Origin of the sequence: Streptomyces fodineus, assembly GCF_001735805.1 — a bacterium.
Taxonomy (GTDB): domain Bacteria; phylum Actinomycetota; class Actinomycetes; order Streptomycetales; family Streptomycetaceae; genus Streptomyces; species Streptomyces fodineus.
Window position 1 is genome coordinate 8,519,663 of record NZ_CP017248.1, and the last position, 12,230, is coordinate 8,531,892.

Annotated in this window: 11 protein-coding genes and 1 pseudogene; 5 read left to right on the forward strand and 7 right to left on the reverse strand. The window is 72.8% G+C overall.

The window, feature by feature from the left end; translation table 11 throughout:
• Positions 1 to 91 precede the first annotated feature (91 nt).
• Together BFF78_RS36960 and BFF78_RS36965 are read right to left on the reverse strand one after the other, a co-directional pair.
• A complete protein-coding gene (locus BFF78_RS36960; protein ID WP_069782427.1) occupies positions 92 to 796 on the reverse strand; it encodes an MBL fold metallo-hydrolase in 705 nt (234 codons plus the stop codon).
• Between the two features lie 61 nt (positions 797 to 857).
• On the reverse strand, positions 858 to 2,213 hold the full coding sequence (locus tag BFF78_RS36965; RefSeq protein WP_069782428.1) for a dipeptidase: 1,356 nt from the start codon (positions 2,211 to 2,213) through the stop codon (positions 858 to 860).
• A gap of 140 nt (positions 2,214 to 2,353) precedes the next feature.
• Here BFF78_RS36965 and BFF78_RS36970 point away from each other — a divergent pair, with 140 nt between their 5' ends.
• Positions 2,354 to 3,595: a geranylgeranyl reductase family protein gene (locus tag BFF78_RS36970; protein WP_069782429.1), complete on the forward strand. Its 1,242-nt coding sequence runs from the start codon at positions 2,354 to 2,356 to the stop codon at positions 3,593 to 3,595.
• A gap of 717 nt (positions 3,596 to 4,312) precedes the next feature.
• Here the strand turns inward: BFF78_RS36970 and BFF78_RS36975 are convergent.
• Complete coding sequence (locus BFF78_RS36975) at positions 4,313 to 4,774, reverse strand: nitroreductase family deazaflavin-dependent oxidoreductase (protein ID WP_069784046.1); 462 nt, start codon at positions 4,772 to 4,774, stop codon at positions 4,313 to 4,315.
• Positions 4,775 to 4,918: 144 nt separating this feature from the next.
• Between BFF78_RS36975 and BFF78_RS36980 the strand changes: the two genes are divergently transcribed.
• The 3 genes from BFF78_RS36980 to BFF78_RS36990 all read left to right on the forward strand — a co-directional run bounded on the left by BFF78_RS36980 (position 4,919) and on the right by BFF78_RS36990 (position 7,588).
• The gene (locus BFF78_RS36980; protein WP_069782430.1) at positions 4,919 to 5,605 is read left to right on the forward strand and encodes a TetR/AcrR family transcriptional regulator; all 687 of its coding nucleotides are present in this window, start codon (positions 4,919 to 4,921) and stop codon (positions 5,603 to 5,605) included.
• 97 nt (positions 5,606 to 5,702) lie between these two features.
• Complete coding sequence (locus tag BFF78_RS36985) at positions 5,703 to 6,926, forward strand: sensor histidine kinase (protein WP_099054997.1); 1,224 nt, start codon at positions 5,703 to 5,705, stop codon at positions 6,924 to 6,926.
• Complete coding sequence (locus BFF78_RS36990) at positions 6,923 to 7,588, forward strand: response regulator (RefSeq protein ID WP_069782432.1); 666 nt, start codon at positions 6,923 to 6,925, stop codon at positions 7,586 to 7,588. Before BFF78_RS36985 ends, BFF78_RS36990 begins: the two co-directional genes overlap by 4 nt.
• Here BFF78_RS36990 and BFF78_RS36995 read toward each other — a convergent pair.
• Positions 7,549 to 7,833, reverse strand: coding sequence for a DUF6332 family protein (locus BFF78_RS36995; RefSeq protein WP_069782433.1), 285 nt, complete (start codon positions 7,831 to 7,833; stop codon positions 7,549 to 7,551). The genes BFF78_RS36990 and BFF78_RS36995 overlap by 40 nt on opposite strands.
• 71 nt (positions 7,834 to 7,904) lie before the next feature.
• Positions 7,905 to 9,390 (reverse strand): annotated as a pseudogene (locus tag BFF78_RS37000) (MFS transporter).
• Between the two features lie 85 nt (positions 9,391 to 9,475).
• On the opposite strand from BFF78_RS37000, the gene BFF78_RS37005 reads away from it, so the two are divergent.
• Complete coding sequence (locus BFF78_RS37005) at positions 9,476 to 9,874, forward strand: MarR family winged helix-turn-helix transcriptional regulator (protein WP_069782434.1); 399 nt, start codon at positions 9,476 to 9,478, stop codon at positions 9,872 to 9,874.
• Between the two features lie 7 nt (positions 9,875 to 9,881).
• Here BFF78_RS37005 and BFF78_RS37010 read toward each other — a convergent pair whose 3' ends face one another.
• The gene (locus BFF78_RS37010; RefSeq protein WP_069782435.1) at positions 9,882 to 10,616 is read right to left on the reverse strand and encodes a maleylpyruvate isomerase family mycothiol-dependent enzyme; all 735 of its coding nucleotides are present in this window, start codon (positions 10,614 to 10,616) and stop codon (positions 9,882 to 9,884) included.
• Positions 10,617 to 10,893: 277 nt separating this feature from the next.
• Positions 10,894 to 12,066, reverse strand: coding sequence for an MFS transporter (locus BFF78_RS37015; protein WP_069782436.1), 1,173 nt, complete (start codon positions 12,064 to 12,066; stop codon positions 10,894 to 10,896).
• Between the last annotated feature and the right edge of the window lie 164 nt (positions 12,067 to 12,230).

Here is a 12,230-nt window from a genome sequence, read left to right on the forward strand (position 1 = left end):
GCCGGGTGCCGGGTCTGGTGCGGGGTGGATGGTCGTTCCCCCGACCACCACAAGGAAGACAAGCCGGCGGGTGACAGCCACGCCCCGCTGATCAGCGGGCGCTCGCGATCTTGCGCAGCGCGGCGGCGGCGCCTCCCACCACCGCGTCCCCGTGTCCGAAGCACGCCACGTCGGCGTCCAGCTCCGCCAACCGGCCGAGGGAGGCGAGGACTTGGGGCCGGTCGAGGTTGAACACCCCAGGAATCACCGAGCCGTCGACCGGCGAGGCCGCCACCGTGTCGCCGGTGAACAGCACACCCCCCGCGGGCAGGAACAGCGCGATGCTGCCGTCCGTGTGGCCCGGGACGTGGATCACCCGGGCGCCGCCGCCGAAGTCGAGTACATCGCCGTCGGACATGCTGGTGACCGCGGCCGGCGGCACCGGCGTGCCCTCGGGCAGGTGCCGGGCCGCCTCCGCGTGGATCGGCAGCTCCCACTCCTCGAACCGCGGGAGCGGGCCGGGGAGTTCACCCCGGACGAACGGCGCGTCCAGGTGGTGCGCCAGCACCTCGGCACCGCTCAGCGCGGCGAACTCGCCCGCCCCGCCCGCGTGGTCCTCGTGGAAGTGGGTCAGCACGATCCGCCGTACGTCCCCGGGGGCGCGTCCCAGTGCCGTGACCGCGTCGGCGATCGCGGGGCCGACGCCGAGGATGCCGGTGTCGATCAGCGTCACCTGATCATCGTCGCACCAGAGATAGGCCTGGCCGACGGGGAAACGCAGGAGGTGGAGGCGGGGGAGCAGTTCGATGACGTCCATGCGCCGACCGTAGGCGGCGCCCCCGCCCGGGGCGAGGGCGCTCTGCCAGGGGCAGAACCGGTCAGCTCGCCGCGTAGTTGCGCAGGAAGAGCGCCTCGGCGACCGACAACTGCTCCAGTTCCTGCGGGGAGACGCTCTCGTTGACCGCGTGGATCTGCGCCTCCGGCTCGTTCAGGCCGATGAGCAGGATCTCCGCCTGCGGGTACAGATCGGCGAGGGCGTTGCACAGCGGGATGGAGCCGCCCTCACCGGCGTACTGCATGGTCTCACCCGGGTAGGCCACCGCCATCGCGTCGGCCATCGCCTGGTAGGCCGGGCTGGAGGCGTCGGCGCGGAAGGCCTGGCCCTGGCCGATCTGCTCGGTGGTGACCCGGGCGCCCCACGGGGTGTGCGCCGTGAGGTGGGCCTCCAGCAGCTTGCTCGCCTCCGCCGCGTCCACGCCCGGCGGCACCCGCAGGCTGAGCAGCGCGCGGGCGCCGGCCTGCACGGACGGGGTGGCGCCGACGACCGGCGGGCAGTCGATGCCGAGGACGGTGACGGCCGGACGCGCCCAGACCCGGTCGGCGACCGTGCCGTCACCGATCAGCCCGACCCCGTCGAGCACCCTGGCGTCCGCGCGGAACTGCTCCTCGGGGTACTCCAGGCCGTCCCACGTACCCGTGGAGTCCAGCCCGTCGACCGTCGTCGTGCCGTCCTCGGCCCGCAGCGAGTCCAGCACGCGGATCAGCGCGGCGAGCGCGTCCGGGGCGGCTCCGCCGAACGAACCGGAGTGCAGATTGCCCGCGAGGGTGTCGATCCGCACCCGGACCAGGGTCATACCGCGCAGCGTGGTGGTCACCGTCGGCAGGCCGACGCGGAAGTTGCCCGCGTCGCCGATCACGATGGTGTCCGCCGCCAGCAGCTCCGGGTGCTCCTCGGCGTACCGCTCCAGGCCGCCGGTGCCCTGCTCCTCCGAGCCCTCGACGATCACCTTGATGTTCACCGGGACGCCGCCGTTCGCCTTCAGGGCGCGCAGCGCGAGCAGGTGCATGATCACGCCGCCCTTGCAGTCGGCGGCACCGCGGCCGTACCAGCGGCCGTCGCGCTCGGTCAGCTCGAACGGCGGGGTGGTCCAGCCGGCCTCGTCCAGCGGCGGCTGCACGTCGTAGTGCGCGTAGAGGAGAACCGTTTTTGCACCCTCGGGGCCCGGCAGGTAGCCGTACACGGACTGGGTGCCGTCCGGGGTGTCGAGCAGGGCCACGTCGGTGAAACCCTCGGCGCGCAGCGCGTCGGCGATCCAGTTCGCGGCGGCCTCGCTCTCGCTCTTCGGGAACTGCGCGAAGTCCGCCACCGACTTGAAGGCGACCAGTTCGGCCAGCTCCGCCCTGGCCCGGGGCAGCAGCGAGGCGACGGTCTCGGCGACCGGATTCGACGACATGGGCACGCTCCTCGTGGGTGCGACGTTGAACAGCTTGTACAGGGTATGTGCCCCGATACTCGCACAGTGGCCTGCGACGACGGCCGCCGTAGGATGCGAGGGACACTACGGCAGCGGCTTGATCGGAGCGGTAGACCAACGTGAGCGGCGAGAACTCTTCGGCGGACGGCGTGCAGCGGGTGTGGGACGTCGTCGTGGTGGGCGCGGGACCCGCGGGGGCCTCGGCCGCCTACGCGGCAGCGGTCGCGGGGCGGCGCGTGCTCTTGCTGGAGAAGGCCGAGTTGCCCCGCTACAAAACCTGCGGGGGCGGGATCATCGGCCCCTCGCGCGACGCGCTGCCGCCCGGCTTCGAGCTGCCCTTCCGCGACCGGGTGCACGCGGTCACCTTCTCGAACAACGGCCGCTTCACCCGCACCCGCCGCTCCAGGCAGATGCTGTTCGGGCTGATCAACCGGCCCGAGTTCGACCAGCAGCTGGTCGAGCACGCCCAGAAGGCGGGCGCCGAGCTGCGTACGGGCGTCATGGTGCAGCGGGTCGAGCAGCACGGCTCGGCGGTCCCCGACCGGCGCACGGTCGCCGTCGTCCTCCAGGGCGGGGAGACGGTGCTGGCCCGCGCGGTCGTCGGCGCCGACGGCAGCGCCAGCCGCATAGGGGCGCACGTCGGGGTGAAGCTGGACCAGGTGGACCTCGGCCTGGAGGCGGAGATCCCGGTTCCGGAGTCGGTCGCCCAGGACTGGAAGGGACGGGTGCTCATCGACTGGGGCCCGATGCCGGGCAGTTACGGCTGGGTGTTCCCCAAGGGCGACACGCTGACCGTCGGCGTGATCTCCGCGCGCGGCGAAGGCGCCGCCACCAAGCGGTACTTGGAGGACTTCATCGCCCGCCTCGGCCTGTCCGGCTTCGAGCCGGCCATCTCCTCCGGCCATCTGACCCGCTGCCGCGCCGACGACTCGCCCCTGTCCCGGGGCCGGGTCCTGGTCTGCGGTGACGCGGCCGGGTTGCTGGAGCCGTGGACCCGCGAGGGCATCTCCTTCGCGCTGCGCTCCGGCCGGCTCGCCGGGGAGTGGGCCGTCCGCATCGCCGAGGCGCACGACGCGGTGGACACCCGGCGCCAGGCCCTGAACTACGCGTTCGCGATCAAGGCCGGGCTCGGAGTCGAGATGAGCGTCGGCAAGCGGATGCTGGCCGTGTTCGAGAAGCGTCCCGGCCTCTTCCACGCGGCCGTCACCGGCTTCCGCCCGGCCTGGAAGGCGTTCCGCGACATCACGCAGGGCTCGACCTCGCTGGGCGAACTCGTCCGCTCCCGCCCGATCGCCCAGCGCGCCCTGACCGCACTGGACCGGGGACCGGCGGCTCCGGCCGAGGACCTGACGGGTTCCTGAACCGCGCGGCGGGAAGCCTTGCGAGGACCCGGTTGGTCCGGGCCGCGGTGGAGGGGCCGGGTGGGTTGTGGACCGGGCTGGTCGCCGGGCTCCTGTGGGGACTGGGTCGGCGGGGCGGTGCCGGTCCAGGGCCGCGCCGGTACTGGGTGCGTCGGTGCTGGTGGAGGACCGGATGGGCTGCTGACTGCGGTGCGCGGGGCGTTGTGAGGGCCCTCGGTTCGGGCTGAGGTGGAGGGCCGCGGTGGGTGCTGCCTGGGTCGGACGGGCCTCTGCGAGGACCGCGTCGGTGGGGCGGTGCAGGTCGGGGGGTGCGCTGGTACCGGGTGTGTCGGTCCTCGGAAGGCCGGGTCGGTTGCTGACTGCGGCGCGCGAGCCTTACGAGGACCGGCCGGCTTCGGCTGCGGTGGGTTGTTGACCGGGCCGGAGGGGCCCCTCGAGGACCGGTCCGGGCGGCGCCGGTCGCCGCCCGCGCTGGAAGCGGGTGCGTCGGCCCTGGCGGAGGCCCCGGCGGTTGCTGACCGCGCCGGCCGCGTGGAGGGTCGCCAGGGTCGGGCCGGGTGGGTGGTTGTGCGGTCCCGGGGCCGTGCCGTGCCCGGCCGATGGGTGGGGTGTACGTGCGGTTCGTCGGGTGGTGTCGTACGACGGGTGCGGCGGTGGGGGGATCGGCAGGCGGGCGGTGCGCATGCCCTTCGCCGGCCCAGCCCGTGGCCGGTGCTGTCAGTCCCTGATGGTGATCCTGAAGACCGGGTGGTCGGGCGCGGCCGCGATGATCTCCTCGTCGGAGGACGCGGCGGTCACGCCCTTGAAGTAGTCCTTGACCTCCCACCCCCACCGCTCCAGATAGGTGCGCAGAACGGGGAGCTTCTCGGCGTCGGGGACCTCCACCGCGGTGAAGGTGCGCACCTTGCGGCCGACGCGCAACTCGCCGTGGCCGGCGGCCCGCATGTTCCGCACCCACTGCGAGTGGCCGCGCGCCGAGATCAGGTACTGCTCGCCGTCGTAGCGGTGCGGGTTGACCGGGATGCGCTGCAGCTGACCGCTCTTGCGCCCGCGCACCGACAGTTCCGCCAAGCCCGCGATGCTCACGCCGTGCCGGGCCAGCCAGCCCATGACGCTGTTCAGCCGGACGGTCATCGGGCTGGCCTTGAGGTAGTACGGCGAAGACGAAGACGACGACATGGTGACCCCCACGCATTGGGAGAGCGGTGCTCTCGGTTGGCTCCAGTGTGGGGCAGACGGTGCCGCAGAGCAAGAGCGGTGCTCTCTTTTTTGTTCGCCGCTCTCTTTTGTGTGCAGTGCTCTCCTCCGTGGCAGACTGCTCGTATGAGCACCCCACAGGGCGCCCGGGCACGGGCCAGGATCGAAGTCACCGCCGCCATCAAGGAAGCGGCCCGCAGACAGCTGGCGGAGGACGGCGCGGCCAAGCTCTCGCTGCGGGCCGTCGCCCGCGAGCTGGGCATGGTCTCCTCGGCCCTGTACCGCTACTTCCCCAGCCGGGACGAACTCCTCACCGCCCTGATCATCGATGCCTACGACTCCCTCGGCGAGGCGGCGGAGCAGGCCCGGGACACCGCGGCCGACGCCGCGCCCGTGGCCCGCTGGACGGCCGTGTGCGAGGCGGTACGCCGCTGGGCGTTCGCGCATCCCCACGAGTACGCCCTGATCTACGGCTCGCCCGTCCCCGGCTACTCCGCCCCCGAGACCACGATCAGGGCCGCGTCCCGGGTCGGCCTGGTCCTCATCGGCATCGTCCGCGACGCCCACGAGGGCCCCGGCCTCGCCGCACTGCCCCTGCCCGCCGAGCTGCGCCCCGAGGGCGAGCGCATGGTCGCCGCATTCGCCCCCGAGCTGCCTCCCGAGGCGGCCGTGGCACTGGTGGCCGCCTGGGCGCAGCTGTTCGGGCTCGTGGGTTTCGAGCTGTTCGGCCAGTTCAACAACGTGGTGGCGGAGCGGGACGCCTTCTTCCGGCACGCAGTGTCCCGCCTGGCGCACACAGTGGGCCTGCGGTAGGCGGGCCCGTGCCGGGCGTCGTACTTCCCCGGGAGTACGAGTGATCACCTCGCCCGGCGGACGCCCTGCCCTGCCGCCGGCGTCTAGCGTGGCGGTCATGGAAGAGCAGCGCGCCCCCTCGCACTGGTGGCGGCACGGGCCGCCGTGGCGCGCCGCCCCGGACGACGACGGAACGGAGACGCCCCGCGAGCGCCGATGGCCCTGGCGCTCCACGGCGCTGCTCACCGCGTTCGTCCTGATCGGCACGAACTTCGCCGAGCACAGCCAGCCCCATCGCGTGCCCCTGGACGGCTACGCGCGCGTGCTGCTGCTCATCGCCTCGCTCCTGCTGCTGTGGCGGAACCGGTACCCGGTGGCCGTGGCCTTCGGCACCGCGACGACGGCTCTCGTCTACCTGGCCGCCGGTTACCCCTACGGGCCGGTCTTCCTGACCGTCGCCGTCGGCTGTTTCAGCGCGGTGGTCACCGGGCACCGGCGGGCCGCCTGGGGGTCCCTCGGCCTGCTGTGGGCCGGACATGCCCTCGTCGCCCTCTGGCTCTATCGCTGGCTGCCGCCCTCGGGGGACCGGAGGGCGGGCCTCGCCCAGGAGATCGTCATCGCCACCTGGGTGCTGGCCATCGTCGCCCTGTCCGAGCTGGCCCGGATACGGCGCGAACAGTGGGCGCGGGAGCGCGCCGACCGGGCACAGGCCGCGCGGCGCCGCGCGGACGAGGAACGGCTGCGGATCGCCCGCGAGTTGCACGACGTGCTCGCGCACAGCATCTCCGTCATCAACGTCCAGGCCGGCATGGGGCTCGCGCTGCTCGACAGCGACCCCGAGCAGGCGCGCGCCGCGCTCACCACCATCAAGGCCGCCAGCAAGGAGGCGCTCGGCGAGGTGCGCCAGGTCCTGGACACCCTGCGCACGTCCGCCGCCGCGCCGCGCGCCCCCGCCCCGGGCCTGGACCGGCTGCCGGAGCTGGTGCAGCAGGCGGCCGCGGCCGGGCTGACCGTGGAGATCGAGGGCGAGCCACCGAAGCTGCCGCCCGGCGCGGACCTCGCCGCCTTCCGTATCGTGCAGGAGGCCCTGACCAACGTCGTACGGCACTCCGGATCGCGGCACGCGCGCGTGCGGTTCGCCCATGACGGCGACGCGCTGCGGCTGCGCATCGACGACGACGGGCCCGCCACCGGCGACGACGCCGGGGGCAGCGGGAACGGGCTGGCCGGGATGCGGGAGCGGGCCGCCGCGCTCGGTGGCACCATCGAGGCGGGCCCGCGCCCCGACGGCGGCTTCCGGGTGCTCGCCGTACTGCCGTCGCACCTCAGGGAGGACCAGTGATCCGGGTACTGCTCGCCGACGACCAGTCGCTGGTGCGGGCCGGGTTCCGGGCGTTGCTCGACGCACAGCCGGACATCGAGGTGGCCGGGGAGGCCGCCGACGGTGAGGAGGCGCTGCGTCTGGTGCGCGAACTGCGGCCGGACGTCGTCCTGATGGACATCCGCATGCCCCTGCTGGACGGTCTCGCCACAACCCGGCGCATCACCGGCGACGCGGAACTGACGGACGTGAAGGTGGTCATGCTCACCACCTTCGAGCTGGACGAGTACGTCTTCGAGGCGATCCGCTCCGGCGCCTCCGGCTTCCTGGTGAAGGACACCGAACCGGACGAACTCCTGCGCGCCGTACGGGCGGTGGTCCAAGGGGATGCGCTTTTGTCGCCGGGCGTCACCCGCCGCCTCATCGCCGAGTTCGCGGCCCGCTCCAAGGAACCCGCGGCGGCGGACGCCCTGTCCGGGCTCACCGAACGGGAAAGGGAGGTGATGGCGCTGGTCGGCATCGGCCTGTCCAACGAGGAGATCGCCCGCCGGCTGGTGGTCAGCCCGCTCACCGCCAAGACCCACGTGAGCCGCACGATGGTGAAGCTGGGCGCCCGGGACCGCGCCCAACTCGTGGTGCTGGCCTACGAGTCGGGCTTGGTACGGCCCGGCTGGCTGGGCTGAGCCGCCTGCCGGAAGCGCACCAGCACACTGACCACGCGGGCCACGAACAGGACCGGTGCGACCGCCATGCCGAGCCGCAGCAGGGCCTTGGACATCAGGGGCGGCAGATCGAAGAGGAGCGCGGGCCCGGCCACGGCTCCGAACAGCACCGCCGCCGCGAAGGTCGCGCTCACCAGCGCGTAACCGATCTCCACTGTCGCCGCGTCCTGTTGAGCTTTGGTACGGCGTCCCCCGTATGCGTACATTCCCCCAGCTTCACAGAGGCGCGCCCGGCGGAGCAACCAGCCCCGCCGGGCGCGCGTTCGGAGGCTTCCCCCTAGTCACGGACCGCCACGCGCTCCGCTTCCGCCTCCTTCACGGTGGACCTGGCGACGACGACGGACGGCTGAGTGCGGCGGCTGCGCAGACCGGTGAGGGTGATCAGCAGGCCGGCCGCCGCGATGCCCGTGACGACCATGAAGCCGGGCCGGTAGCTGTCGAGGACGGCCTGCCGAGTGGTGTGCGCGGGGGCGTTCGCGGTCACCACGGCCGTGACCACCGCCAGGAAGATCGCGCCGCCCACCTGCACCGAGGTGTTGAGCAGACCGGAGACCATGCCCTGCTCATGGTCCTCGACCCCGTTGGTGGCCTGGATGTTGAGCGAGGGGAAGACCAGCGCGCAGGCCGCGCCGATCAGCAGCATGGACGGCAGGATCACGGCCGCGTACACCGGGTCGAGGTCCACGCGCAGGAACAGCGCGTATCCGAGCACCATGAAGGCGAAGCCGGCCGCGATCAGACGCGGAGTGCCGAACCGGTCGACGATCGCGCCGACCTTCGTGGAGGACACCGCCACCAGCGCGCCCGCCGGCAGGAAGGCGAGCGCCGTGTGCAGCGCCGACCAGCCGAGCAGGGACTGCATGTAGAGCGTCGTCAGGAACTGGAATCCCACATACGAGCCGAAGAAGGCGATCGCGCCGAGCTGGGCGCGTACCTGGCTGCTCGAGCGCAGCACACCCAGCCGGATCAGCGGGCTCGGCGAGCGCCGCTCCACCACGACGAAGACGGTCAGCAGCACCGCCACGGCGAGGAAGGACAGCAGCGTACGGGCCGAGGCCCAGCCGGCCTCCGGGGCCTGGACGACGGTGAAGACCAGCAGCAGCATCGCCGCGGTGCCGAGGACGGCGCCCGGGATGTCGTAGCCGTCGTGGGTCTCCTCACGGGCGCTGCGCGGCAGCAGTTTCAGCCCGGCGAGCGAGCAGCGCGATGGGCGCGGGCAGCAGCATGGTGAAGCGCCAGCTGGCCTCGGTGAGCAGGCCCGAGAGCACCAGGCCCATGGAGAAGCCGGTGGCGGCGCAGGTGGTGTAGATGGAGAGGGCACGGTTGCGCAGCGGGCCCTCCGGGAACGTCGTGGTGATGATCGACAGACCGGCCGGTGCCGTGAAGGCCGCGCTCAGACCCTTGATGAAGCGGCTGGCGATCAGCAGCGGGCCCGAGTCCACGAGCCCGCCGAGCAGCGAGGCGAGCGCGAAGACGCCGAGGGCGACGAGGAAGACCTGACGCCGGCCGAGCAGGTCGGCGGTACGGCCGCCGAGGAGGAGCAGGCCGCCGTAGCCCAGGATGTAGCCGCTGACGATCCATTGCAGCGTCGACGTGGACAGATGGAGGTCGGAGCCGATGGACGGCAGGGCGACGCCGACCATCGACACGTCCAGCGCGTCCAGGAACATCGCCGCGCAGAGCACCAGCAGAGTGCCCCACAGCCGGGGAGTCCAGCGGACCGTCGGGGACGGGGCCGCGGGGGTGGGGAGCGGAGAGGTCATGCCGAGGAGACTACATGCACATGCATGAGATGCAAACGCATTTAATTCCGATGCAATAATCTTGCTCCTCTGCTACGGTGCGCCCATGGCGTCGAACAGGGCCGAGCGGGCGCTCGTGGAGCAGTGGCGGGGCATCCTCGCGCTGCATGCCCGCACCCAGTGCGAGCTGGACCGGGCACTGCACGGACACGGCCTGTGCGCCAGCGACTTCGAGGTCCTCGACCTGCTGGCCGACGAAGCGGCGACGGACGGCGGCTGCGGCTACCGCGTGCAGGAGATCTCCGAGCGCGTCCATCTCAGCCAGAGCGCGCTGTCCCGGCTGATCGGGCGTCTGGAGAAGGACGGCCTGGTCGAGCGTGCCATGTGCGCCGAGGACCGGCGCGGGGTGCGCGTGGCGCTCACGGTGAAGGGGCGCGCGCTGCACGGCGAGGTGCGGCCGGTGCAGCGCGCGGTACTGGCCCGGATGCTGTCCGACGCCGACTGACCGGGCGTCAGATCCCGCCCTTCTCCCGCCACAGCGCGGCGAGCGAACGGTCACCGGACACGCTCGGTACGGGCCGCCGGTTCCACAGCGCCAGATACAACTCGTCGGCGGGGCCGGACAGTTCGGCATCCGCGTCTTCGCCCGCGTGCGGTACGGCCAGAGGCGGATCGGCGGTCAGCCGTACGGTCCACACCGCGTCCGCGTCCACCGCGCGCACCCTCAGCACGCGCGGCTGAGGGGTGCGCAGCCGGCTCCTGGAGCGGGCGTGGAAACCGCGCAGCAACTCGTCGATGCCGTCCACCGCGAAGTCCGGGGCGATGGGCGACACCGTGTCGCCGAGGGCGGCCTCGGCGTCGTACCGGTGGATGGTCGTCTCGTGTGCCTGCCGGCGTGTCCAGAACGCCAGCGGTGAGGGGATGGGCGCCGGGTGGAAGGTCCAGCACTCCACGTCGGCGGGTGCGGCTGCCAGGGCGTCGACCAGCAGCCGGTGACTGTCCCGGTACCAGCCCACCAGCTCGTCGCCGTCCAGGTCCGGTGGGTCGCCGAAGGGGCGGGGCTCCGTGCACGCGTCGGCGACGAAGCCCGTGGCCCACCGGTGCACCGCGCCGGTGTGCCGCAGCAGATCGCGCACCTGCCACTCGGGGCAGGGCGGCACCTTGGCATCCGTCCCCGCCGCGGAGGCGGCCGCCGCGAGCAACCGGCCCTCCCGGTCCAGGGTCTGAAGGAAATCGGCAGTGTTCATGTGCGTGAGTGTGCCGGATGGAGCGCGCTCGGCGGGCGGGACTTTTCGGCGTGGGGTCGACAGGGCGTGTCCGGTGCGGAGCCGACAGGGCTCGCCGGGCGGAGTGGGCCGGAAGGACACGAACAACTGGCCGCCCCGCAGTTGAGGTCCTCCGGTGGCGAGTCTGGCTCGCCTCGATGTTGGGTTGACCGGGTGCGCCGGGGCAAGCCGCGGTGTGCCGGCCGGCCGCGTCGCGGCTTCTCGGCGCGGCTGCGTTCCACGGCTTTCGGCTGTCGCCTCAGGTGCCCGTCGTCCGCCGTGTCGACACCCCGATGACCGCGGCGACGGCGGCCAGCGCCGCCACGCTGGTGAGGGCGGTCGGCAGGGAGAACCAGTCGGCCATGAAGCCGATCGCGGGCGGCCCGAGGAGCATGCCGCCGTAGCCCAGCGTCGAGGCCACGGCCACGCCGGACGAACCGGTCAGCGCACCCGCCCGCTCCACGGCGACCGGGAAGAGGTTGGCGAGCCCGAGGCCGGTGACGGCGAAGCCGATCAGAGCGGCCCACACGGAGGTCGCGAGTGAGCCGAGCAGCATGCCCGCCGCCGCCACGGTGCCGCCGGCGATCACCGTGCGGGCGCGGCCGAGGCGCTCCAGGAGGGTCGTGCCGGTCGCCCGGCCCGCCGTCATCGCCAGCGCGAAACACGAGTAACCGGCCGCCGCCACACCGGACGACGCCGCCAGGTCCTGCTGGAGGTGGAGCGCGCCCCAGTCGGCCATGGCGCCCTCACCGTAGGCAGTGCACAGCGCGACCAGCCCGAACACGAGGACCAGCCCGCGCCCGCCGGTCCGGCGCGGTCCGGCAGGGTCCGCCTCCGGTGAGGGTGACCGGTCCGCCGGTGTCGGCGCATCCTGCCGCAGCAGGGTGCGCCCGGCTCCGGCGGTGACGAGCAGGCCGATCAGGGTGAGGCCGAGCAGATGCCGCGTGGGGGAGAGCGCACCGGCGACCAGTCCGCCGAGACCGGCGCCGATCATGCCGCCGAGGCTGAACGCGGCATGGAACGTGGGCATGATGGGCCGCCGCAACGCGGCCACCAGGTCGACGGCGGCGCTGTTGAAGGCGACGTTGATGCCGCCGTAGGCGGCGCCGAAGACCAGGAGTACGGCACCGAGGGCGGGCGCGGAGTGGGTCAGCGGAGGCAGGCTGACGCTCAGGGAGAGCAGGACGGCGCAGACCACGGTAACCGGATGGCTGCCGTAGCGACGGCAGAGCCGCCCGGTCAGGGTCATGGTCACCACCGCACCGGCGGAGACGCCGAGCAGGGCCAGGCCCAGGGCGCCGGCAGAGGCGCCGGTCTGCTGCTTGATGGCCGGGATACGGACCACCCAGCCCGCGAAGACGAAGCCGTCCAGGGCGAAGAAGGCCGTGAGAGCGACGCGGAGGCGGGTGAGGTCGTTGCTGTCACCCGGCACGACACTGTGCGATCGGGGTTTGTTTATTAGCGGCACAAAGTCAGGCTAGGTGGGGGCGCGGGGCGGGGCAAGGGATATACCGGGTCGGAGCAGTCCGGCGGCGAGGTGGGGGCGAGGGGCGGTAGGAGCCGGTCCCGAGCCCGTCGGCGTGGCGCACGGCGGGC

Excerpts from the sequence above, each read along its gene's own strand:
- BFF78_RS37005 (WP_069782434.1), top strand. The coding sequence starts at position 9,476 with ATGGCGTCGAACAGGGCCGAGCGGGCGCTCGTGGAGCAGTGGCGGGGC.
- BFF78_RS37010 (WP_069782435.1), bottom strand. The coding sequence starts at position 10,616 with ATGAACACTGCCGATTTCCTTCAGACCCTGGACCGGGAGGGCCGGTTG.
- BFF78_RS36980 (WP_069782430.1), top strand. The coding sequence starts at position 4,919 with ATGAGCACCCCACAGGGCGCCCGGGCACGGGCCAGGATCGAAGTCACC.
- BFF78_RS36985 (WP_099054997.1), top strand. The coding sequence starts at position 5,703 with ATGGAAGAGCAGCGCGCCCCCTCGCACTGGTGGCGGCACGGGCCGCCG.
- BFF78_RS36995 (WP_069782433.1), bottom strand. The coding sequence starts at position 7,833 with ATGTACGCATACGGGGGACGCCGTACCAAAGCTCAACAGGACGCGGCG.
- BFF78_RS36960 (WP_069782427.1), bottom strand. The coding sequence starts at position 796 with ATGGACGTCATCGAACTGCTCCCCCGCCTCCACCTCCTGCGTTTCCCC.
- BFF78_RS36965 (WP_069782428.1), bottom strand. The coding sequence starts at position 2,213 with ATGTCGTCGAATCCGGTCGCCGAGACCGTCGCCTCGCTGCTGCCCCGG.
- BFF78_RS36975 (WP_069784046.1), bottom strand. The coding sequence starts at position 4,774 with ATGTCGTCGTCTTCGTCTTCGCCGTACTACCTCAAGGCCAGCCCGATG.